The 19,522-nt window shown below is 66.5% G+C and carries 24 protein-coding genes and 1 pseudogene; 10 read left to right on the top strand and 15 right to left on the bottom strand.

The annotated features are described in order from the left end of the window. The 4 genes and pseudogenes from AC3A35_RS25780 to AC3A35_RS25765 form a co-directional block, all read left to right on the top strand. A pseudogene (locus AC3A35_RS25780) lies at positions 1-129 on the top strand (4-hydroxy-2-oxovalerate aldolase); the annotation flags it as partial. Beyond that, the gene (gene dmpH / locus AC3A35_RS25775; protein WP_487439403.1) at positions 126-914 is read left to right on the top strand and encodes a 2-oxo-3-hexenedioate decarboxylase; all 789 of its coding nucleotides are present in this window, start codon (positions 126-128) and stop codon (positions 912-914) included. The pseudogene AC3A35_RS25780 and the gene dmpH, both read left to right, overlap by 4 nt. 39 nt (positions 915-953) lie before the next feature. Beyond that, positions 954-1,196 carry a 2-hydroxymuconate tautomerase gene (gene thmT, locus AC3A35_RS25770; protein WP_487439402.1) on the top strand — a complete coding sequence of 81 codons (243 nt, stop codon included), beginning with the start codon at positions 954-956 and terminating at the stop codon, positions 1,194-1,196. Positions 1,197-1,444: 248 nt separating this feature from the next. Further along, a complete protein-coding gene (locus AC3A35_RS25765; protein WP_487439401.1) occupies positions 1,445-2,008 on the top strand; it encodes an antibiotic biosynthesis monooxygenase in 564 nt (187 codons plus the stop codon). Between the two features lie 18 nt (positions 2,009-2,026). Here the strand turns inward: AC3A35_RS25765 and AC3A35_RS25760 are convergent, their stop codons facing one another. Together AC3A35_RS25760 and AC3A35_RS25755 are read right to left on the bottom strand one after the other, a co-directional pair. Further along, on the bottom strand, positions 2,027-2,872 hold the full coding sequence (locus tag AC3A35_RS25760) for a DMT family transporter (protein ID WP_487439400.1): 846 nt from the start codon (positions 2,870-2,872) through the stop codon (positions 2,027-2,029). Between the two features lie 119 nt (positions 2,873-2,991). Beyond that, positions 2,992-3,441, bottom strand: coding sequence for an OsmC family protein (locus AC3A35_RS25755; protein WP_487439399.1), 450 nt, complete (start codon positions 3,439-3,441; stop codon positions 2,992-2,994). A gap of 118 nt (positions 3,442-3,559) precedes the next feature. On the opposite strand from AC3A35_RS25755, the gene AC3A35_RS25750 reads away from it, so the two are divergent. Next, a complete protein-coding gene (locus tag AC3A35_RS25750; protein WP_487439398.1) occupies positions 3,560-4,042 on the top strand; it encodes a YbaK/EbsC family protein in 483 nt (160 codons plus the stop codon). Between the two features lie 61 nt (positions 4,043-4,103). Here AC3A35_RS25750 and AC3A35_RS25745 read toward each other — a convergent pair whose 3' ends face one another. Both AC3A35_RS25745 and AC3A35_RS25740 read right to left on the bottom strand, forming a co-directional pair. Next, positions 4,104-4,304, bottom strand: a complete 201-nt coding sequence (locus AC3A35_RS25745; RefSeq protein WP_487439397.1) for a hypothetical protein — start codon at positions 4,302-4,304, stop codon at positions 4,104-4,106. Positions 4,305-4,480: 176 nt separating this feature from the next. Then, positions 4,481-4,927, bottom strand: a complete 447-nt coding sequence (locus AC3A35_RS25740) for an SRPBCC family protein (RefSeq protein WP_487439396.1) — start codon at positions 4,925-4,927, stop codon at positions 4,481-4,483. Between the two features lie 183 nt (positions 4,928-5,110). Between AC3A35_RS25740 and AC3A35_RS25735 the strand changes: the two genes are divergently transcribed. Further along, on the top strand, positions 5,111-5,563 hold the full coding sequence (locus AC3A35_RS25735) for a YciI family protein (RefSeq protein WP_487439395.1): 453 nt from the start codon (positions 5,111-5,113) through the stop codon (positions 5,561-5,563). A 138-nt stretch (positions 5,564-5,701) separates the two neighbouring features. Here the strand turns inward: AC3A35_RS25735 and AC3A35_RS25730 are convergent, their stop codons facing one another. The 7 genes from AC3A35_RS25730 to AC3A35_RS25700 form a co-directional block, all read right to left on the bottom strand. Next, on the bottom strand, positions 5,702-6,097 hold the full coding sequence (locus AC3A35_RS25730; protein ID WP_487439394.1) for a VOC family protein: 396 nt from the start codon (positions 6,095-6,097) through the stop codon (positions 5,702-5,704). A gap of 92 nt (positions 6,098-6,189) precedes the next feature. After that, positions 6,190-6,522: a YegP family protein gene (locus tag AC3A35_RS25725; RefSeq protein ID WP_487439393.1), complete on the bottom strand. Its 333-nt coding sequence runs from the start codon at positions 6,520-6,522 to the stop codon at positions 6,190-6,192. Between the two features lie 291 nt (positions 6,523-6,813). Next, positions 6,814-7,287: a hypothetical protein gene (locus AC3A35_RS25720; protein WP_487439392.1), complete on the bottom strand. Its 474-nt coding sequence runs from the start codon at positions 7,285-7,287 to the stop codon at positions 6,814-6,816. 104 nt (positions 7,288-7,391) lie between these two features. Then, the gene (locus AC3A35_RS25715; protein WP_487439391.1) at positions 7,392-8,048 is read right to left on the bottom strand and encodes a DUF6064 family protein; all 657 of its coding nucleotides are present in this window, start codon (positions 8,046-8,048) and stop codon (positions 7,392-7,394) included. A gap of 488 nt (positions 8,049-8,536) precedes the next feature. Beyond that, complete coding sequence (locus AC3A35_RS25710) at positions 8,537-10,633, bottom strand: autotransporter family protein (RefSeq protein WP_487439390.1); 2,097 nt, start codon at positions 10,631-10,633, stop codon at positions 8,537-8,539. A gap of 289 nt (positions 10,634-10,922) precedes the next feature. Then, entirely contained in the window at positions 10,923-11,279 is a 357-nt protein-coding gene (locus AC3A35_RS25705) for a S24 family peptidase (RefSeq protein ID WP_487439389.1), read from the bottom strand. A gap of 1 nt (position 11,280) precedes the next feature. Continuing rightward, a complete protein-coding gene (locus AC3A35_RS25700; protein WP_487439388.1) occupies positions 11,281-12,099 on the bottom strand; it encodes a DUF3050 domain-containing protein in 819 nt (272 codons plus the stop codon). 309 nt (positions 12,100-12,408) lie between these two features. Between AC3A35_RS25700 and AC3A35_RS25695 the strand changes: the two genes are divergently transcribed. The 4 genes from AC3A35_RS25695 (at position 12,409) to AC3A35_RS25680 (ending at position 16,032) form a co-directional block, all read left to right on the top strand. Then, a complete protein-coding gene (locus tag AC3A35_RS25695) occupies positions 12,409-12,636 on the top strand; it encodes a sulfurtransferase TusA family protein (RefSeq protein ID WP_487439387.1) in 228 nt (75 codons plus the stop codon). A 113-nt stretch (positions 12,637-12,749) separates the two neighbouring features. After that, positions 12,750-13,220 carry a sulfur carrier protein DsrE2 gene (gene dsrE2, locus AC3A35_RS25690; RefSeq protein WP_487439386.1) on the top strand — a complete coding sequence of 157 codons (471 nt, stop codon included), beginning with the start codon at positions 12,750-12,752 and terminating at the stop codon, positions 13,218-13,220. A gap of 168 nt (positions 13,221-13,388) precedes the next feature. After that, positions 13,389-14,498, top strand: a complete 1,110-nt coding sequence (locus AC3A35_RS25685) for a YeeE/YedE family protein (protein WP_487439385.1) — start codon at positions 13,389-13,391, stop codon at positions 14,496-14,498. A gap of 94 nt (positions 14,499-14,592) precedes the next feature. After that, positions 14,593-16,032 (top strand): OmpP1/FadL family transporter, encoded by a 1,440-nt coding sequence (locus AC3A35_RS25680; protein ID WP_487439384.1) that lies wholly within the window; start codon positions 14,593-14,595, stop codon positions 16,030-16,032. A gap of 120 nt (positions 16,033-16,152) precedes the next feature. On the opposite strand, the gene AC3A35_RS25675 is transcribed toward AC3A35_RS25680, so the two are convergent. From AC3A35_RS25675 to AC3A35_RS25660, 4 genes are read right to left on the bottom strand one after another with little or no spacing between them, the layout of a single operon-like run. Continuing rightward, positions 16,153-16,971 (bottom strand): universal stress protein, encoded by an 819-nt coding sequence (locus AC3A35_RS25675; protein WP_487439383.1) that lies wholly within the window; start codon positions 16,969-16,971, stop codon positions 16,153-16,155. 45 nt (positions 16,972-17,016) lie between these two features. Further along, positions 17,017-17,493, bottom strand: coding sequence for a hypothetical protein (locus tag AC3A35_RS25670; RefSeq protein WP_487439382.1), 477 nt, complete (start codon positions 17,491-17,493; stop codon positions 17,017-17,019). Continuing rightward, positions 17,484-18,563 carry a sulfite exporter TauE/SafE family protein gene (locus AC3A35_RS25665; protein WP_487439381.1) on the bottom strand — a complete coding sequence of 360 codons (1,080 nt, stop codon included), beginning with the start codon at positions 18,561-18,563 and terminating at the stop codon, positions 17,484-17,486. Before AC3A35_RS25665 ends, AC3A35_RS25670 begins: the two co-directional genes overlap by 10 nt. 1 nt (position 18,564) lies before the next feature. After that, positions 18,565-19,515, bottom strand: a complete 951-nt coding sequence (locus AC3A35_RS25660) for a dimethyl sulfoxide reductase anchor subunit family protein (protein WP_487439380.1) — start codon at positions 19,513-19,515, stop codon at positions 18,565-18,567. Positions 19,516-19,522 lie beyond the last annotated feature (7 nt).

The raw sequence follows: 19,522 nt of genomic DNA, 5'->3' as shown, positions 1-19,522 counted from the left end.
CCGGCGCGCGACATCCTGGTCGAGATGGGCCGGCGCGGCATGGTCGGCGGGCAGGAGGACATGATCGAGGACACCGCGATGAATCTGGCGCGTGCCCGGGCACAAACGGCAAAGGGAGTGGCGGCATGAAACTCGACAAGGCAACGATAGAGCAACTGGCGATCCGGCTCGAGCGCTGCGAACTGGAGGCGCAGGACACCACCAAGATCACCGACGACCATCCGGATATGGACTGGGACGACGCCTACGCCATCCAGGACGAGATCAAGCGCCGCAAGATCGCCCGCGGCGCGCGCATCGTCGGGCTCAAGGCAGGACTGACCTCGCATGCCAAGATGAAACAGATGGGGGTGGAGACGCCGGTGTTCGGCTTTCTCGCCGACTACTTCAGCGTGCCCGAAGGGGGCGAGATCGACACCGCCAGGCTCATCCATCCCAAGGTCGAGCCGGAAATCGCCTTCGTCACCAAGACCGCGCTGAAGGGACCGGGCTGCCACATCGGCGCGGTGCTCGCCGCCACCGACTTCGTGATCCCGGCGATCGAGATCATCGACAGCCGCTACCGCGACTTCAAGTTCGACCTCAAGAGCGTGGTCGCCGACAACTGCTCGTCGAGCCGCTTCGTGGTCGGCGGCAAGATGGGCAATGTCGCCGATCTCGACCTGCGCACGATCGGCATCGTGCTCGAGAAGAACAGCGAGCCGGTGGCCTTCGGCGCCGGTGCCGCGGTCCTCGGCCACCCCGCCGCGGCGATTGCGATGCTGGCCAACATGCTCGGCGAAAAGGGCGAGGAAATTCCTGCCGGCACGCTGATCCTGTCCGGCGGCATCACCGAGGCGGTGGCGGTGCAGCCGGGCGATGCGGTGACGCTGCGGGTGCAGCATCTCGGATCGGTGTCGACGCGGTTCAAGTAAGATCGGTGTCGACGCGCGGTTCAAGTAAGTCCAGTACGGGTGGACCCACCAGGCCCGCCCGTCGCGCAACATTCAAGCCGGAGTACAAGCATGCCCTTTGCCCAGATTTACATGATCGAAGGACGCACCGAAGACCAGAAGCGCGCGGTCATCGAGAAGGTGACCGCCGCGCTGGTCGAAGCAGTCGGCGCGCCCAAGGAAACCGTGCGCGTCTGGATCCATGACGTGCCCAAGGAAAACTGGGGTATCGCCGGCACCTCGGCCAAGGATCTCGGGCGCTAGTGTCATGTTTCACCCCCGTTGAGCGATTGGATCGTAGCCGCCCACGTAGATTCTGCTATCGGAGTCAGGGACCATCCCGGGCACATCGGCGATAGGCGTTATCCGCCGGATCTTGCTATGGTGCCCGCCCGCTTGTAAGAACGACGGAATACGCTCCGCCTTTGGCTACAGCGAACTGCGTTTTCTGCCAAAGCCGTCACCACCGTGACGGTGCTGAACGTCTGTTTTCTCAACGGAATCCTGCGCCGATGACCATCGACCCGACCGCTGCAACCATCACCCGCATCGCCCGCCGCCGGGCGCGCCCCGGCCGCGAGGCCGAATACGAAGCCCAGATCCGCGAGATGTTCGGCCTGATGCGCGGGGTGCCGGGTTTCCTCGGCGCCGACCTGATCCCGCCCGAGGAACGCGGTGGGGACTACCAGGTGGTGGTGCGCTTCGCGTCGGAAGCCGATCTGCAGGCCTGGGACACCTGCCCGGCGCGCGGTGCGATCCTCGTCCGTCTGCGCGAGGTCGCCGAGGGCGAGCCCGAGTTTCGCGAGCTGAGCGGGCTCGAAGCCTGGTTCACCCCGGCGGTGGTGCCGGCCTCGATGCATCCGCCGCGCCTGCGCATGGCGGTGGTGACCTGGCTCGGCATCTTCCCCACGGTGTCGCTGGTGCTGTGGCTGGTGGCGCCGCTGTTGCAGGGGCTGCCCTTCCTGCCGCGCACCGCGGTGCTGACCGCGCTCATCGTGGCGGTCATGACCTGGGGCGTGATGCCGCACCTGACCCGGCTGATGCGGGGCTGGCTGGCGCCGCAGCGCAAGGGCTGAGCGGGGCGGGCTGCGACCCTAATTGCCCGGCCGGCGCCCGGTGATGACCACGGCGATGCCGCCCAGCACCGCGATCGAGGCGAGCACCAGCCGCGGCGTGATCGCCTCGTCGAGAAACATGGCGCCGCCCAGGGTCGCGATCACCGGCACGCTCAATTGCACCGTCGCCGCGTTGGTCGCGCGCAGGCCGGGTAGCGCCGTGTACCAGATCGCATAGCCCAGCCCCGAGGCGAGCGCGCCGGAGGCGATCGCATAGCCGATGCCTGCGCTGTCCAGCGTGGCGCGCGACAGCATCGCCAGACTGAGCGCAGCGGCAAAGGGCAGGGCGCGGATGAAGTTGCCGGCAGTGATCGCGGTCGGGTTGCTGCCGCCGCGGCCGCGCAGCGAATACACCCCCCAGGCGACGCCGGCAGCGATCATCAGCGTGGCGCCCGCGAGTGGGGGGGCCGACAGGCCCGGCAGCAGCAATCCGACCAGGCCGCCGCAGGCAAGCGCCAGCCCGAGCGTCTGACGCGGATTGAAGCGCTCGCCGCGGGCCATGCCGTAGCCGATCATGGTCGCCTGCACCGCGCCGAACAGCAGCAGCGCGCCGACCGCCGCGGGCAGGCTGACATAGGCGTAGGAGAAGGCGGCCGCATAGGCGAACAGCGCGAAGGCCGACAACCAGCTGCCATGAACGCCGACCCGGCCGTCGCGCAGGCGCACGATCAGCCACAGCATCAGTGCGCCCGAGGCGATGCGGATGGCGGTGAAGCTGGCGGCGTCGATCCCGGTTTCCTTCAACGCAACGCGGCACAGTAGTGAATTGGCGGCAAAGGCGAGCATCGCCAGTGCGGTCAGCAACACGACCCGGGTGTGGCTCATCGGGAAAAATTCCGTAAAAGTCGGACCGCAGAAGCCGGCCCGCGACCGTCCGTCTCAGGCTCGGGCGGTGCCCGTCCGGCCCCGCGTTGGCCGGGTGGGCGCCGCGTCATGCGCGCATTTCAGCCCGCCACAACCGTGACTTCGGCGTTGATCGTGTTGGCGATGAAGCAGTTGCGATGCGCGCCGGCATGCAGCTTTGCCAGCGCGGCCGCATCCGGCTGCTTGTCGCCAGCGAAGTGCACCACCGGCGACAGTTCGATGCGGGTGATCGCCATCTTGCCCTGAGCGTTCTTCTCCAGATGGCCGGTCGGGGTGTCGCGATAGTGCTCGACGGTGTAGCCCTGCAGGTCGGCGATGGCGAGGAAGGTGAGCATGTGGCAACTGCCGAGCGCACTCAGCAGCAGCTGCTCGGGGTCGGTGCACGCCGGGTCGCCCTTGTACTCGACCGAAGCCGAAACATTGACCGTCTGCCCGCCGTTGAGCTGGGCCTGGTGGTTGCGGGAATAAGTCTGCGCATCGACCGGATTGGGCGCGCGCAGCCAGTCGATGGTGGTTTGATGGATGGACATCAGCGTTCCTCGCGATAGTTATGGGGGGCAGGGCAATGCCGTCTGTATGGATCGAATCATAATCCGCATTCGTTCCTCCGCTCCGCTACCATCGCCGCTTTTGCGTTTTCCCGTCGCCATGAAGCCTGCCCGACACCCTACGGCCCTGCGCACTGCCCGCCTGCTGATCGATGCCGGAGTGGATACCCGGGTCGTCGAGTTCGAACAACCCACACGGACCAGCGCGGAGGCGGCCGCAGCGATCGGCTGCGCGGTGGCCGAGATTGCCAAGTCCATCGTGTTTCGTGGCAGGAACAGCGGGCAGGCGATCGTTGTGGTCGCCAGCGGGGACAACCGGGTCAGCGAAGCGAAGGTGGCGGAGCAGGTCGATGAACCGCTGATGCGCGCGGATGCCGACTTCGTGCGCGCGGCGACCGGTTATGCCATCGGCGGGGTCGCGCCGATCGGTCATGCGCAGCCGGTCAGGCTGCTGCTCGACGAGGACCTGCAACGCTTCGCCACCGTGTGGGCCGCCGCCGGCACGCCATTTTCGGTGTTTCCCCTCGAACCCGGACAACTCCAGCGCCTGACCGGTGCCGAGTGGGCCGACATCAAGCAGTAGCCCCGGCCGTTCGCGCCGTGCGGGCGCGATGGGCATCGTCCATGACGCCCCGCCGCGGCATTCAGCGGCGATAGTCGCGGTAATCGCGATCCCGCTTTCCATCCCCATGACGCCAGCGTCCGTAGTCGCCGCCGCCGTCATGATGTTGCCTGTCGATGTGGTGCCCATGTCCATGGCCGCTGCGATGGCCATAGCCCAATGGAGCGACGACACAGCCGCCGAGCAGGGCGCTGGCGAACAGCACGATGATGTATCGGGACATGGCGCTTCTCCTCGTCGATCGATGCGAATTCGACCGGATGGCGCGCGCTTCGTCATCGCCGGCGTTGTAAATGTGTGTACTCGGCAAGGCCGCACGGAATCGTAGCGGACAGGGTTGCCGCCACGGCGACGGTCTGCCGATGCCTCATCGCCGGGCCACCCTGTTCGGCGCATGCGCTAGTCCGGAATCTCCGGCTCGACAAGTTTCGCCAGAAAAACGAGCGAATCCTGCCAGCCGAGATAGCACTCCTCGACGGGAATGACGTCGGGGATGCCTTCCTGCACGACGTTCAACTCAGTCCCGCAGCTCACGTCCTTCAGGCTTATCGTCGTTTGCATGTCCCCGGCCAGGTTCGGGTCGTCGAATTTCGCGCTGTAACGGATACGGCTGTGTGGCTCGAGTTCGAGATAGGTGCCGCCGAACGCGTGGACATGGCCCGTGGTGAAGTTGGTAAACGACATCCGGTAGGTGCCACCGACCTTTGCGTCCATCTGGAAAACCTTGGCGGTGAAGCCGTTCGGTGGCAGCCACCTTGCCATTGCGTCCGGGTCGAGGAAGGCGCGGTAGATCTTCTCGGGGGTCGTGCGCAGTACGCGGTGCAGCCGGATGGTGTTCGTGGTCATGAGCGTGTCTCCTTACGTGCTGAGTATGGTCCGCGAAGCGGACGAACGCCTGGAGGGGCATGGGGTCGACGGACGGACAGGTCCGATATCGACAGTCTTGGAGACAGATGTCGAAATCGCAAGGGCCGGATCGTCGTAGGGGTGAAGCACGACTGTTCCGCAACCACACGCAAGGAGAGCGACATGCGATTCATGGTACTGGTCAAGGCCGACCGCAACAGCGAGGCGGGCGTGATGCCCAGCGAACAACAGCTCACCGAGATGGGCCAGTTCAACGAGGAACTGGTCAAGGCTGGGGTGATGGAGGCCGGCGAGGGCCTGCACCCCAGTTCGAAGGGCGCCCGCGTGCGCTTCTCGGGCAAGGACCGCGAGGTGACCAACGGGCCGTTTGCCGAGCTCAGGGAGCTGCTCGCCGGCTTCTGGATCTGGAAGTGCGCGTCGTTGCAGGAGGCGATCGACTGGGTCAAGCGCTGTCCCAACCCGATGCCGGGCGAGTCGGAGATCGAGATCAGGCAGATCTTCGACGCCGAGGACTTCGGCGAGGCGTTCACGCCCGAACTGCGCGAGCAGGAAGAGCGGCTGCGCGCTCAGCTCGCCGCGCAGGCCGACGATCAGTCCATGGCTCCGGGTGCCTGACCGGGAAGGCGATCAACGCGCCTTCGTTTCGCTCGCCTGGGCGACCGCGGCGCCGACGCCGTCGGGGCGGCAAGGACGGGGTGACGGGATGCCGCTCGGGAAGCCTTGGGCGGCGCGCCGTGGCGGACCGGCATGGACTCAGCCCGGAGGCGAATGGCAGGCCACACAGAGCTTGTTGCCGTCGGGATCGCGGAAGTATGCGCCGTAGTAGTGTTCGTGATACTCGGGCCTCATGCCTGGCGCACCTTCCGACGTGCCACCGTGCGCAAGTGCAACCGCATAGACCTCGTCGACGATGGCCCGGCTTTCTGCAAGAAACGCAACCATCTGGCCGTTTCCGCGCTGATGGGGCTGATCGTCGTGGGGTTTGCCAATGAGGAAGAGCGGCCTTGGACCAGGCGTCGACTGCCAGCCCGCCCAGGGACGCTCCCGTTCGCAGAAGCGCGGCTCGATGCCAAGCGCGGCCATCAACGGCTTGTAGAAGGCGAGGGCGCGGTCGAAGTCGGTGACGCCGACGAAGATGTGTGAAAACACGCTGTACGCTCGCAGGGGGTGGTTCGACGCCTGGCGTTCGACCCAGAGGACGTCTCGCCGGCCTGGCGCAAGACGTCCCCGTGACGGACGGGCTAGGTGTTGTCCTTGATCGTCGTGCTCACCCCGCTGGTCTTGACCGAGGCGATGCCGCCTTCGCGCGCTGATTCGGACGCGTACATCTGACTCGTTCCGATCACCTGGCCGTTGCCAGCCTTGAGATTGAAGTAGAACTTGCCGTTGGTGGACGCCTTCTTCTCGTATCGCTCATCGGTGGCGCAATTGGCCTGCACCGATGCGATGCCGCCTTCAACGGAAGCCTTGGTTCGATAAAGTTCACTCGTGAGTATCGTTTCTGCATTTCCCGCCTTGAGAACAAAGCGGAACTGACCATCCGAGCTCTTGCTCATTTCGAAACAACTTGCCATTTTTGTCTCCTCCCTGAATGCGGGTGGCACTCGGCGCCGCTTGAAGAAACCGGGACACCCGACGTTAACGTAAGCGGATGGCAAGATGCGCCGACCTTCAGTGGGTCCGCTCGACTGACTGCAAAGAGACTTCCCGTTTCCGCCGGTGCGCTGTTCAGCCCGGCAGCGAAGTGCCAGGACCGGGTTGTTGACGTTCAATCCGGAAGGGCGAAAGGGCAAGTCCAAATGAATGCTACGACGATTGGAATCGATCTGGCAAAGAACTTGTTTGTGCCGCGCAGCCCGCGTCGTCTACTCCCTGGGAAACGGCAGGTATCCCTTGCGGGCGAGTATCCAGCAGCTAGCGCCGTAGCCGAGTCCCAGTCCTGCGTACACGCACAGCACCCATCCAAAGCCCATGCGCGGTGACAGGGCGCCCACGATCGTACCGGCGAACAAACAGACCACCAACGCGACCGGCACAAAAGCCGACGAGCCCGGGGGGATGGCGGCCTTGAAGTTCTTTTCCGCGGTCGCGGGCGAACGATCGCGCTGCAGAACCCGCAGCACGAGTCTTCGAACCGCAGCAGGGATTGCCGCCCCTGCCCAGGCCATCATGCCGATGACAAATGCGGCAGGGAGGGTGAGGAAGCTGACGAATTCGGCCACTCCCGAGTCAGGGGCCAGCACGCGCGACACCTGTATTCCGAGGTAGCCACCGCCAAAAAAGAGCCCGAAGAAGATTGGCACGGTGAGCCATTGAGAAGGGAGGCTATCGGGACGCATGGATTCTCCGCAATCGTTTCAGGGCCCTCGCTCGCGTTTTGACGCCGGCGGCGACCGTCAGGCGCAGGCCGAACGCCGTTTGCCGGACGGGCTTGCGGTCGGCTTCATTCCGCCCCCAGCGCCTTGCCGCCGTCACCCTTTGCCTGCGCGATGAGGACGATGCCCACAACCCCTGCGACGACGAGGCCGAGGTCTTGCGGTACGCCGAGCAGGAAGGCCGCCTGGCCACCGACCAGAGACCACAGAACCGGCACCAACAGCGGGCTGCGCGGACAGGGACGGACGGCAAAGCTCAGTAGACCGATGGTAAAGATCGTGGTGGGACAGGGCAAGCCGAAGGTCGGCAGTTCCGGATAGCCGTGCCCCACGGAGTACGACCATGCCGGGTAAATGGCCAGCGCGAACACGACCAGCACGAGACCGACCGCCGTGCGCGCATCGGCGCCCAGACGAAACGCGAGGGCGCGGCGCACGACACCCTGCCAAAGGAATACCAGCGAACCCAGCACCGAGACGGCGGCAAACCCGTAGGCCAGGGGATTGATCGCGGTGAAAAACGCGAGGTGATAGGCGACCCCGAGCCAGGCCCACAGAAAGGCAAGGACGAGCGACACGGCCACGCCCGACCATCGCCGCGGATTGGCGACCGCGACCAGGGCCGCCAACGCGAGCACGAGCAGCGCGACCTGGGCCGGCCAGACGGTCGTGTTGTACTCACGGAATACGGCGAAAAACTGCTCGACGGTGAACGGGATCTGCATTGGTGTGACCGACGGCTCGATTATCTGACTCGGAGGCTGTCGGACTTGAGCGATCGTCGCGAGCCGAGTGGGGAAGCGAGGACAGATTCAGCCGTTTTTTGAGGCGCGTAGTCATTCTATGCAACGAAAAAACGGGCGGATATGGACCGCTTCTTTCACTGGCGCAGTAGATCAGCCTCAAGTCCGACAGCCTCCTCGGGAACAGACCATGGCTTGATTCAAACAGGATACTCGATACCGGCGCGTCATCCGGATGCGACACCATGATCGCGTGCCGGATGATCGAAGACGACGGGCTATCCAGGGTCGGTCAAGCGCGTGCTCGGTCTCGTCGGCGGATCGCAAGCGCGCTTCGCCCTCCGGTGACGGCGGACGCCAACCAGGACGTGACGACGGCGGGTCGAAGTCCGCCGCCTGGATGCATCGCCCCTGTCACCGGATGGCGGATTGGGCCACGAAACCGATGGCTGGCAATCCGCTGCGGGAGATCAGAACCTGAGGCTCGCCACGACCGACACCTGATGGGCCTCGTAACTGCTTTGATTCCACTTGTAGTCGTAGAGTCCCTTGACCGTCCAGGGATTCCCGCCGCATTTGCATGAGAGGAAGGAGACGCCTGCGCCGACATTGAACAGATCGCGGTCCTGCTTCACCCCTTCCGTGGTAAATCGTGCGCTGCCGGTGAATGTCGCGTCCTGCTCCATGCTCGTCGATTTGAAATCGTGCATCCAGTTGAAGTGCATTTCGGGGTAGAAGTTGCCCTTGGCCGACCGCATGGTGCGCTCCGCCTTGACCCCCAGGCTTGATTGAAGGAAGTCATAGTCCTGGCTCTTCACGCGCAGATTCAGGTCGCCGGCGCCCTTTTCCGTATAGCCGTCGACATGGATGCGCGTGGCCCGCAATGATGCGGTCGGCGTGACAATGGTCGTTTGATCGACAAGGAAATGCTTGCCTGCGGCGACGATGGCGGAATACTGGTGGCCGTCGTAGTCGACGCTCGCCTTGCGATTGACGCCCGGAAACACGATGGATCGCGAGCCGTCGTATTGGTCTATCCCTGCTGTCACGGCCCCGTTGATGAACCAGGGCTCCGGCGCATGACTGAAATAGCCGGTCACGTGATAGGAGTCGATCTTCGTTTTGCCGCTCGAATGATTCCCGTCGACGGTGGTGTTCGCATAGCCGGCGCCAAAACCGATGCGGGTCTCGTTGTTCAAGGGCCGGTCGTAGGCCAGCATCACACCCAGCGCTTCGGTCTTGTATCCGCTCATGTTGTCTTCGTCGCCCTGGCGACCGAAGTTTCCGAAGCCCTTGGTCCACCACTTGCCTTGCTGCTCTGCGTCCTTGCACGTGTGCGTATTGACCGACGCGGCCGAGCCCTTGGGCTCACAGTTCGTGTCACAACACAGGTTCTGGACCTCGTCGATGCGGGCCATCCACAGATCGTCGAAGAGTCGCGCGGTCTGCCCGGCGACCCGCGGCGCCGCGAGATGTCCTGTGCCCGGCGCAAGCTGCACCAGCGCGCTGTCGATCGCTGCGGTACTGGCCAGCACCGCAATGGCGTCCTGGATGATCTGCAGGTCCGAGCCCACCGGCGCATTCACCTCCAGTACCGGCGCGACTGCGGCCGCAGCCGGTGCGGTCACGAGGGCTGCCAGCGGCACGACGTTGGTCAACAGGATGTTCACGTCGCCGGTGGTGGTCGGCACGCCGGCAAAGGTATAGCGCGGGTTGTTATTGACGACATTCACCACGGCCCCGATCGTGCCGGCCGGCGCATCGACGATCCTGAAATTCGTTCCGTTCGTCAGCACGCCGGTCACGGTCGGGACCACCGTAATTCCGCCGGCATTGATGTTGGAGGTGTCGACGCGGATCTTGCCGAACACGGCATCGCTGACGAGCGTGGTCGAGATCGTCCCGCCGGCGTTGGTCGTCAATGCGCCGGTAATGGTCAGGGTATTCGCGCCGAGACTGAACCCCTGCGCCTGGACTGCGCCGGTGATTGCGGCATTGCCGCCGACCACGTTGATCTGCTTGAGCCCGTTTGCGCCGCCTATCGCACCGGTCACGCTGCTGCCGCCATTGAGCGTCAGGGTTCCGGTATTCGCGGTGGTGGTCGTGATCGCGCCGATCAGCGACCGGCCCGCACCCAGATTGATGAAACCGTCAGCGGTAAAGACAGGGGCACCGATGACGTCGCCGTTGAAGTTGAGCGTTCCCGTCCCGCTGACGCTGATGGTCGTGGAAAACACCGCCCCGTTGAAATCTACCGTCGTTCCGGCCGCTCCGGCGCTGAGATTGAGATAGTTGATTCCGGATTGACCGGTGTTGCCGGTGACCGTCGAGTTGCCGAGAAACAGGATGCTGCCTTCGTTGTTGGTGGAAGTCCTGAAGGCCCCGCCAAGGTCGTTGTTCGTGTTGATATTCTGATTGTTCCCGACGGTCAGGGTCGCGTTACCCGTCGTATCGACGCCATTCAGCTCACCTTCCGCGCCGACGACACCCGGCAGGGCGACCGCTTCGCGGGCCGAGCCGAGCGGTGCCCAGGCTGCAAGAACAGCGCCCACGGACGCCGCAATCATTCTGATTTTCATGGAATATCCGCCTGAGTAATTGAACTGCAACGGCGCGATGGGAATGTCGCGGGCGGAGGTTGCCGGAATATATGCATCGCGTCTGTACGACGGCACACATTCGGAAGCGACCTCGACCGTCGACAACCTGGCGGAATGCGCACCGCGGGACGACAGGGGCGCGAGGCTGGGTTGGACCCAGCGAAATGACACCTATCGTGCGCACGAACATCGTGATCGACGACAAGCTCATGAACGAAGCGCTCCGTGCGACCGGATTGAAGGCCGGCCCTCCGCCTTACTCCACGTAGTGCCTGGTCTCGCGCCGCCGTCCCGGTCTGACCTTCTGGATCACGACCCCACGCACCGGCGCCAGGTCGGCGCAGGCAAGCGCCGGGTAGGCCGGATTGAGCGCGCACAGCAGCCAGCCGGCGCCGTCGCGGACGAGCTGGCGCAGCATCCAGTCGCCGTCGATCCGGGCCAGGACGTAGGTGCCGTCGGTGGCCTTGCCGTCGGGTTCGATGACGATGATTTCGCCTTCGGCGAACTCGGGCAGCATGGCGTCGCCGAGCACCATCAGGGCGAAGGACTCGGCGCCGGTGCAGGCGCCATCCTCGTGCTGTGCGGCGGGCCGGATCGGGATCGTGCGGGCCATCTCAGGCGCCGCTGGCGGCAAGGTCGGGGCGGACCGCCGATGTCGCGCCCGGTGCGCCCCCGATCGCCGTGGCGACGCCATCCCAGAAGCGCAGGCGGGCGGTGATCGCGTCGTGGGCGGCTGCCCGCGCTTCGGCGCCGCGCTGCGCATCGTCGCCGCACAGGCTGTCGAGCAGGCGCAAGGACATGGGGGCGTGGAAGTCCTGGTCGAGGTGGATGTGGCGCTTCAGATAGAAGTGGAAGCGCGGGGCCTGCGCTTCGGCGACACCGAGTTCGCGCAGCACGGCGCGGAACATGCCGGGGATCACGTGCTCGCGGCCGTGGGCGAGGGCGGCGGCGACCACGTGCGTTTTGCCGGTGGCGATGAAGGCAAAGGTGGTCCGCATGAATTCGCGCGCGGGCTCGGGGATCTCGCCTTCATCGAGGGCGGCGGCGATGCCGCGGGCGGCGACCCGTTCGATGAAGCGTAGCGCCGGCCCGGGGTCGGCGCCGATCTCGCGCATGGCCGCGCAATAGAGTTCGAAATGGCTCAGAAAGGTGGTGCCGTCGGCGTCGCCGAGGTCGGATTCCTCTTCGAGCACGATGCTGTTGATGAAGCGGCGCAGCGCCGGATCGCCGCCCGGCCGCCACGGCACCCGGGTCGGCGCCACCGCCGCCTGCAGCGACTTGACCAGCGACATGAAGTCCCACACCGAATAGATGTGGTGTTCCATGAAGCGGCGCAACTCGTCCGTGGTGCGCAGCATCGCGTACACCGGGTGCCCGTTCAGTCGTGTCTGGCGCGCGAGCCCGTCGCTGCGCATCACATCGTCCTGCGTCATGAAACCTCCCGGCCGCCGGCCCGTGGATGGGAAACGATGCCGATTATGGAAGGCGGCTCAGCGGCCGACTACTACCGCTAAGGGTTAGTGTCCGTCGCCGCACGCCCGTGCTCCGCGCCCCTTACCCATGAGGGCTAGGTGGGATTACCCGATGCGGTAATAGACGCAGGCCGCCCCCCGCCAGCCTAATAGCTGCGTGCCCGGCGAGCGCCGAACCGACCGACATGGCGACCGGGCAGGGGATGCCGCCCACGGCACCTGTGCCCAACACTGCGACCCGAATTCAGCTCACTTCATGGAGATACCAGGATGAACCACGACAAGGAACTCGACGCGCGCGGCATGTCCTGCCCGCTGCCCATCGTCAAGACCAAGAAGTTTCTCAACGGCATGACCGCCGGGCAGGTGTTGAAGGTGATCGCGACCGATCTGGGCGCGGTCAAGGACATGGAAGCCTTCGCCAACCAGACCGGCAACGAACTCATTGCATCCAGCGAGGAAGGCAAGGAGTTCTTCTTCTATCTGCGCAAGGGCTGAGCGCCGGGTCCCCGGCGGAATGTGCCGCCGGTCCCGTCGCGGAAGTCAGCGCTAACCGGGTTTGCCGTAACCGACGCAGCGGCCGCATGACGGCCGGCGCGCAAGGAGAGACTGTGGAAGCAAAGAAGATGGCCATCATCGCGACCAAGGGCACGCTCGACATGGCCTACCCGCCCTTCATCCTCGCCTCGACCGCGGCGTCGCTCGGCTACGACGTGCAGGTGTTCTTCACCTTCTACGGCCTGCAACTGCTGCGCAAGGATCTGTCGAGCGTGAAGATCAGCCCGCTCGCCAACCCGGCCATGCCGATGCCGGTGCCGATGCCGGTCATGGTGCAGATGCTGCCGGGCATGGAATCGATGGCGACGATGATGATGAAGAACAAGCTCAGGTCCAAGGGCGTGGCCTCGCTCGAAGAACTGCGCGAGCTCTGCCTCGAGGCCGACGTGAAGTTCATCGCCTGCCAGATGACCGTGGATCTGTTCGAGTTCGACCGCAAGGAGTTCATCGGCGAGGTCGAGTACGGCGGCGCATCGACCTTCATGGAGTTTGCCGGCAAGACGGATATCTGCTTGTTCGTCTGACGCCCGCGACAGAAGTCCCCGCCAACGTAGCGGGAGGCGACGCACAGCAGCAATGAAGACATGGAAGGAGACCGTCGATGAATACGCACTTGCTCACATTCCGCGGCAGCCCGGCGCCTGCCTGTTTCCCGCCACCGTGCCTGTCGCGGACCTTCCGGGGAGCGCGCCATGGATGACATCCAGATCGTGGCGCCGGCCACCATTGCATGGCTCGGTGCCGGCCTCGGTGCGGTGTTCGGCCTCGTCGGCAATCGCAGCAACTTCTGCACCATGGGGGCGGTGGCCGACGTCGTGAACATGGGGGCGTGGATGCGCATGCGGATGTGGATCTTCGCCATTGGGGTCGCCATTCTCGGCACCGGCGCACTGCAACTGAGCGGCGCGATCGACGTCGCCAAGACCATCTATACCGCGCCCCGCCTGCTGTGGTTGTCGCACATCGTCGGCGGGCTGCTGTTCGGGGTGGGGATGACGCTGGCCGGCGGCTGCGGCGCACGGACCCTGATCCGTCTCGGCAGCGGCAGCCTGAAGTCGCTGGTGGTGTTCGTGTTCGTCGCGATCGCCGGCTACATGACGTTGAAGGGGCTGTTCGGGGTGTGGCGGGTGAGTCTGATCGACCCTGTCGCGGTCACGCTGCCGGCCCAGCAGGACCTGCCCTCGCTGCTCGCCGGCACCCTCGGCGTGGAGCGTCCGACCGCGCTGATGTTGTTGATGGCGATCGTCGGCGGCGGGGCGGCGGCGTTCGCGCTTGCCGGGCGCGAGTTCCGCAAGGCCGATCCGCTGCTCGGCGGCCTGCTGATCGGACTGGTGGTGGTCGGCGGCTGGTACGTCAGCGGCCACCTCGGCTACGTCGCCGAGCACCCGGACACGCTGGAGGAGGCCTTCATCGCCACCAACACCGGCCGCGCCGAATCGCTGAGCTTCATCGCCCCCTACGCATTCACGATGGAGCTGCTGACCATGTGGAGCGACACCAGCCGCATCGTCACCTTCGGCATCGCGTCGGCGCTGGGGGTCATCGCCGGCTCGGCGATCTATGCGCTGGCCTCGGGCCGGTTCCGCGTCGAGGGCTTCCGCGATGCCACCGACCTCGGCCGCCACCTCGTCGGCGCGATGCTGATGGGTTTCGGCGGGGTCACCGCGCTGGGGTGTTCGATCGGGCAGTCGATCACCGGACTGTCCACGCTGTCGATCGGCTCGCTGCTCACCGCCCTCGCCATCGTGCTCGGGGCCACGCTTACCGTGAAGTGGGATTACTGGCGGGCGATGGCGGACTGAGGTCGATGCCTGAGGTCGATGCCACAGGCCGCGACGCGGACTCGATAACGACTATGCGGCCGGCGTCGTTCCGGCCGCGCCCCAGGAGGATCGCATGTATCGTCTTGCTTCGACGGGCACGCTGCTGGCCGTCACTTTCAGCCCGCTGTGCCACGCCACCCACGGCATGAACCTCGATGCCTACGGCGCCAAGGCCGGCGGCATGGGCGGTGCCGCGATGGCCTACGATTCCGGCAACTCGGCGGTGATGAACAACCCCGCGACCCTGGGGTTCAAGCCCGCGGGCCGGACCGATGTCGGCATCGGCCTGACGGTGCTGAGACCGGACGTGAAGGCGAGCCATCCGGTCGCCGGCAAGTCGTCCTCCGACGGCGATGCCTACTACATGCCTTCGGTATCGTGGATTCACCGCCAGGAGGATTTCACCTACGGCGTCGCACTGCTGGCGCAGGGCGGCATGGGCACCGAATACGGCGAGGGTGCCGCGCTGTTCGCCGGCGGGATCTCGCTGATGGGGAGCCCGGCGCCGCTGTCGGGCGAGGACATCCGCTCCGAGGTCGGCTTCGGGCGGCTGATGTTCCCGCTCGCGTGGCAGGCCACCGAGCGGCTCATGCTGGCCGCCCAGTTCGATGTGGTGTGGGCCACGATGGACGTGCGCATGGATATCGACGGTCGCACCTTCGGACGCCTGGTCGCCGCGGAACCGGGCATCGGCAGCGCCTCCGGCTCGCTGGTCACCGCCTTCCAGGGCGCGATGGGCGCGGGCATGATCACCGACGTCAATTACGCCCGCTTCGACTTCTCCGACAGCAACGACTTTTCCGGCGAGGCCAGGGGCGCCGGTACCGCGTTCAAGCTCGGCATGGTGTACCGCGCGAGCGACACGCTCAGCGTCGGCGCGTCGTATCACAGCAAGACGCGGATCAGCGATCTCAAGGGCGATAGCGCCACCGTGCAGATGGGCGTCGAGACCCCCGGGGGCACGATGGACGTGCCGGTGAGCGGAAAGATTCGCGTGGTCGATTTCCAGTGGCCGGAGACCTACGGCATCGGCATCGCCTGGAACGCCACTCCGCGCCTGATGCTGGTGGCCGACGTCAAGCATCTGCGCTGGTCCGAGGCGATGAAGGATTTCACCCTGCGCTTCGACGCCGACGCCACCCAGGCCAACCCGCTCGCCGCCGGCCTCGTCGCCATGGGCGGCACCCGGCTGCTGGCGACCATGGTGGAGGACTGGAAGGACCAGACCGTGGCCATGCTCGGCGGCCAATACATGCTCACCCCGACCTTTGCGCTGCGGCTCGGTGCCAGCCACGCCGACAATCCGGTGCCGGCCCACGACCTCAATCCGCTGTTCCCGGCGATCATCAAGACCCACTACACCGTCGGCTTCGGCTGGCGCAACGGCAGCGCCCACAGCTTGTCCGCGGCGCTGTCGATCTCGCCGCGGGTCAAGCAGACCAACTCGGAAACCGGAATCACCGCCACCCACCGCCAGCAGACCATTCGGCTGAACTACAACTACAGCTTCTGATCCGGAGGTGCATCGGCGTCGCCGGTTTCGTAGGGCCGGGTTCATCCGGCCGCCTTTGCGCCGGGGGGGGCGCAACACTACACGAGGCCGTGCCGTTTCCGCGCAGGGGCGCAGACGCGATCAGGGATGCACGACCAGCACCGGTCCTTCGGCGAGGCCGATGACCTTTTGCGCGGTCGCGCCCAGCAGCGGGCGGTCGAGTGCGGTTTCGCCGCGCTGGCCAATCACGATCAGGTCGGCGCCGTTGCCGCTGGCGTGGCCGAGGATCTGTTCGAAGGGCTTGCCGACCAGGACCCGGGTGGCGACCGCGGCGCCGATGGCGGCGACGCCCCGCGCCAGCGCGGCCGCGGCGCGCTCGCGCAGCGCCGGCACGTCCTCGCTCGCCACGCTCACGAGCAGCAGCGGCAGGCTGCAGCGCGTGGCCACCGCGGCCGCCACTGCAGCCACCTGCCCGGTGCAGTCCGATCCATCCACCGCCGCCACCACGCCGCGGCGCCACATCTCGCCATTGCGCGGGGTCATCAGGACCGAACAGGGCGCGTGGCCGGCCACCTTACTCACCATGTCGCCGACCAGCAGGCGGGCGAGAAATCCGCGTTTGCCGCGACGGCGTACGATCACCAGATCGGCCTGGCGTTCGCTCGCCTCGGCGACGATGTCGCGCCATGCCTCCTCTCCCCGGCGCACCCGGACATCGAGGACCACGCCGGCCGCATGAGCGGCCGCACGCAGCGCGGCAATGTGCTCGGCGGCACTGCGATCGGCACGTGCCGACAGGGCGGGGGCAACCGCCTCGTACTCCGGATTGCTCACCACCGGCACCACCGCCATCAGCGGGATCTGGCAGCGATGGGCGAGTTCGAGCGCGACGCGTTCGGCGCCGGTGTCGAACTCCGTATGTTCGGTGGCGAGCAGGATGCGATGGAAGGGATGGTCCAAGGGGAGTCCTCGAGCAGGATCGGGTGCGTCGCGTACGGTAATGGTTCAGTGTGCCGCAGTCAGGATCCCCGATGCGGCCAGGGTGAGCACCAGCACCTCGGCCACGCACACGGCGAGGTAGGTCCGGTCGCGCTGCGCCGCATACAAGGGCATGACCGCGATCAGGCACAGCACCGAGACGCCTGCCAGCATGCCGATGCCGATCAGGTTCGCGATATCGCCCTTGCCGACCAGCGCCAGCCAGCCCCAGCCGGTCGGCACGCCGGAGGCGCGCAGATAGTCGTCGACCGGCAGGCTCCACAGTTGCGCCAGTTGCTCGTGTCCGACGTGCGCCGGCAGCCAACCCGCGACATAGGCCAGGTAGCTTGCGGCGAGCACCATGAAGCCCACCCGCGTGCCCCACTCCAACACCCGCGCATAGCGCAGCTGCTCGCGCGGGGCATAGACGCTGGAGGTGCCGACCGCTCGGTGGTCGGTCCTCGCGGGTTCGTCCTTGGTGTCGGGTCTATCGCTCAGATCCATATGCCCAGCCCCTTGAGGATGGCCCGCAGGCCAGCGAACAGCAGCAGCGTGATCACCAGCCGCCGCACCACCGATGCCTTGAGCACGTGCAGCAGGCGCGCACCGATCCTGGCCCCCAGCATCATGCCCATCACCGAGGGCACGGCGATCGCCGCCAGGACCGCGCCCTTGTTCAGATAGACCCACGCCGCCGAGGAATCGACCAGCGACAGGATGAAGCTCGACGAGCCCGCGGAGATCTTGAGCGGCGCGCCCATCAGCAGGTTGAGCACGGGCACGTTGGCCCAGCCCGCGCCCAGCCCGAACATGCCGGCGAGCATCCCGATCAGCACGAACAGGGCGAGACCGGCCGGCGTCCGGTGCACCTGCCAGGCGATGTCGCGCGACGACGCCACGTCGTGGAAAATGCCGTGCATGCGGAACGCCGTGGCCAGCCGGTCGGGCGCGGGCACGTGCGGAAACTCCGATTTCTTCGCCAGCGCCATCAGCACCACGATACCGAGGATGGTGGTGCCGAGCGCGACGTTGATCACATTGGTCGGCAGCGCCAGCCCGATCATGGCGCCGCCGATCGAGCTCGCCGAGGCCAGCAGGGCGAGCGGCAGCGCAAGGCGCAGGCTGGCCAGGCCGTTGCGCAGCAGCGACGGCCCCGCGGCCAGCGCGCTCGCCAGCGCCACCATCAATCCGGCGCCGCGCACGAAGTCGAGGTGAAAGGGAAAGAAGCCGCCGACGATGGGCACGAACAGCACGCCGCCGCCCACCCCGGCCGGTACCGCAACGATGCCGAGCAGGAAGCACACCACGAACAGGGCGAGAGGCCAGATCCACCACGCGGTCGCGACCGCCGTGGCGGCAAGGGCGGTGGCACCTGGTGCGACCAGCCCCGACACCGTGGTCGCCGCCGCGCCGGTGCCCACGGTAACCGCAACCTTGGTCGCCGCGATGGCTGCGGGGGCGGTGGCCGCGGTGCCGAGCTCGGCCGCCGCTGCCGGCGCGAGCAGCAGGGTCAGCGTCATCAGTGCCGCGCCGGCCAGGGTCAGCGCGCGAGAGGGGGGAGCCGGATTGTTCACGTCAGGCGATCGAACGGTAGTAGATATTCTGCGGATGGTTCGCCTGGGCGAAGAAATACCAGCGCTCGGCGAGCAGGCCGAGGTACTGGACGACGAAGGCGGCGCCGAACAGCGCCGCCGAGGCCGGGGCCCAGCCGAGCGCGAGCAGCAGCAGCGGCAGTGGAAAGGCGAGCAGCAGGAAGGTCCACTTGATCGCACGGACCTTGCGGGCGGTCGCGCCATGGAAGAACTCGCGGGTGTTGTAGCTGCCGCCCATCGCCCCCTGCGCCTTCTGCACGATGCGCGGGTGTTTGATCCCGATCGCGCTTTGCGGCGTGGACCGGGGGCGCAGCCGCGCATTGCGCGCCAGGCTCGCGCCGCGCAGGGCGAAGGCCGCCACCGTGAGCACGCCGGCGGCGATCGCATAGGGCCGCGCGAGCGCCTCCAGCATGAGGCCGGCGAGCGCGGTGGCGAGGGTGAAGCCCGAGGCGGTGCCGAGCACGAAGTAGTTGGCGACGGTGAGCGGGCTGGCCCATTCCTGGATCACCCTGACCGACGCGTAGATCATGCCGGTGCACACGAACAGCGCCGCGCACAGCACGGTCGCCAGCGCGCCCAGCACCAGTGTGCCCGCGGCGCCGGTGTAATGCGCGAGGCCGTAGGCGAACACCGCGGCCATGAAGGCCGGCAGCACGATCACCTCGCGCGACAGCCACGAGGTGCGCCAGCCGGCCGCCGCCCGCCACGCGCGCTCGGGATGGCCGAGGTGGAAGAAGGAGGCGATCAGCCCGAGCCCGTTCAGCAGCAGGGCGAGCGCGCAGCCGGCGAGCACGAAGCGGCGCAGCGCGGGGTCGGGTGCGGCGACCGCGCCGTCGAGCACGCCGAGGAGCTCGGCCGCGTAGCTGCCGAGGAACACACCCTGGCCGGCGCCGATCAGGGTGGTGAGGAAGATGACGGATAGGGCCGGATGCATGGGGTGC

Source organism: Azoarcus sp. Soil_N_20, assembly GCF_057656155.1.
The sequence above is the reverse complement of the archived record's forward strand: the minus strand, read 5'-3'. Positions and strand labels throughout refer to the sequence as shown.

What these genes read in the sequence shown, in the direction of transcription:
- AC3A35_RS25755 (WP_487439399.1), bottom strand. Translation starts at nt 3,441, where the DNA reads ATGTCCATCCATCAAACCACCATCGACTGGCTGCGCGCGCCCAATCCG.
- AC3A35_RS25670 (WP_487439382.1), bottom strand. Translation starts at nt 17,493, where the DNA reads ATGGATCTGAGCGATAGACCCGACACCAAGGACGAACCCGCGAGGACC.
- AC3A35_RS25725 (WP_487439393.1), bottom strand. Translation starts at nt 6,522, where the DNA reads ATGGCAAGTTGTTTCGAAATGAGCAAGAGCTCGGATGGTCAGTTCCGC.
- AC3A35_RS25705 (WP_487439389.1), bottom strand. Translation starts at nt 11,279, where the DNA reads ATGGCCCGCACGATCCCGATCCGGCCCGCCGCACAGCACGAGGATGGC.
- AC3A35_RS25745 (WP_487439397.1), bottom strand. Translation starts at nt 4,304, where the DNA reads ATGTCCCGATACATCATCGTGCTGTTCGCCAGCGCCCTGCTCGGCGGC.
- dmpH (WP_487439403.1), top strand. Translation starts at nt 126, where the DNA reads ATGAAACTCGACAAGGCAACGATAGAGCAACTGGCGATCCGGCTCGAG.
- AC3A35_RS25710 (WP_487439390.1), bottom strand. Translation starts at nt 10,633, where the DNA reads ATGATTGCGGCGTCCGTGGGCGCTGTTCTTGCAGCCTGGGCACCGCTC.
- AC3A35_RS25680 (WP_487439384.1), top strand. Translation starts at nt 14,593, where the DNA reads ATGTATCGTCTTGCTTCGACGGGCACGCTGCTGGCCGTCACTTTCAGC.
- AC3A35_RS25750 (WP_487439398.1), top strand. Translation starts at nt 3,560, where the DNA reads ATGAAGCCTGCCCGACACCCTACGGCCCTGCGCACTGCCCGCCTGCTG.
- AC3A35_RS25760 (WP_487439400.1), bottom strand. Translation starts at nt 2,872, where the DNA reads ATGAGCCACACCCGGGTCGTGTTGCTGACCGCACTGGCGATGCTCGCC.
- AC3A35_RS25735 (WP_487439395.1), top strand. Translation starts at nt 5,111, where the DNA reads ATGCGATTCATGGTACTGGTCAAGGCCGACCGCAACAGCGAGGCGGGC.
- AC3A35_RS25685 (WP_487439385.1), top strand. Translation starts at nt 13,389, where the DNA reads ATGGATGACATCCAGATCGTGGCGCCGGCCACCATTGCATGGCTCGGT.
- AC3A35_RS25660 (WP_487439380.1), bottom strand. Translation starts at nt 19,515, where the DNA reads ATGCATCCGGCCCTATCCGTCATCTTCCTCACCACCCTGATCGGCGCC.
- AC3A35_RS25700 (WP_487439388.1), bottom strand. Translation starts at nt 12,099, where the DNA reads ATGACGCAGGACGATGTGATGCGCAGCGACGGGCTCGCGCGCCAGACA.
- AC3A35_RS25720 (WP_487439392.1), bottom strand. Translation starts at nt 7,287, where the DNA reads ATGCGTCCCGATAGCCTCCCTTCTCAATGGCTCACCGTGCCAATCTTC.
- AC3A35_RS25715 (WP_487439391.1), bottom strand. Translation starts at nt 8,048, where the DNA reads ATGCAGATCCCGTTCACCGTCGAGCAGTTTTTCGCCGTATTCCGTGAG.
- AC3A35_RS25740 (WP_487439396.1), bottom strand. Translation starts at nt 4,927, where the DNA reads ATGACCACGAACACCATCCGGCTGCACCGCGTACTGCGCACGACCCCC.
- AC3A35_RS25695 (WP_487439387.1), top strand. Translation starts at nt 12,409, where the DNA reads ATGAACCACGACAAGGAACTCGACGCGCGCGGCATGTCCTGCCCGCTG.
- AC3A35_RS25765 (WP_487439401.1), top strand. Translation starts at nt 1,445, where the DNA reads ATGACCATCGACCCGACCGCTGCAACCATCACCCGCATCGCCCGCCGC.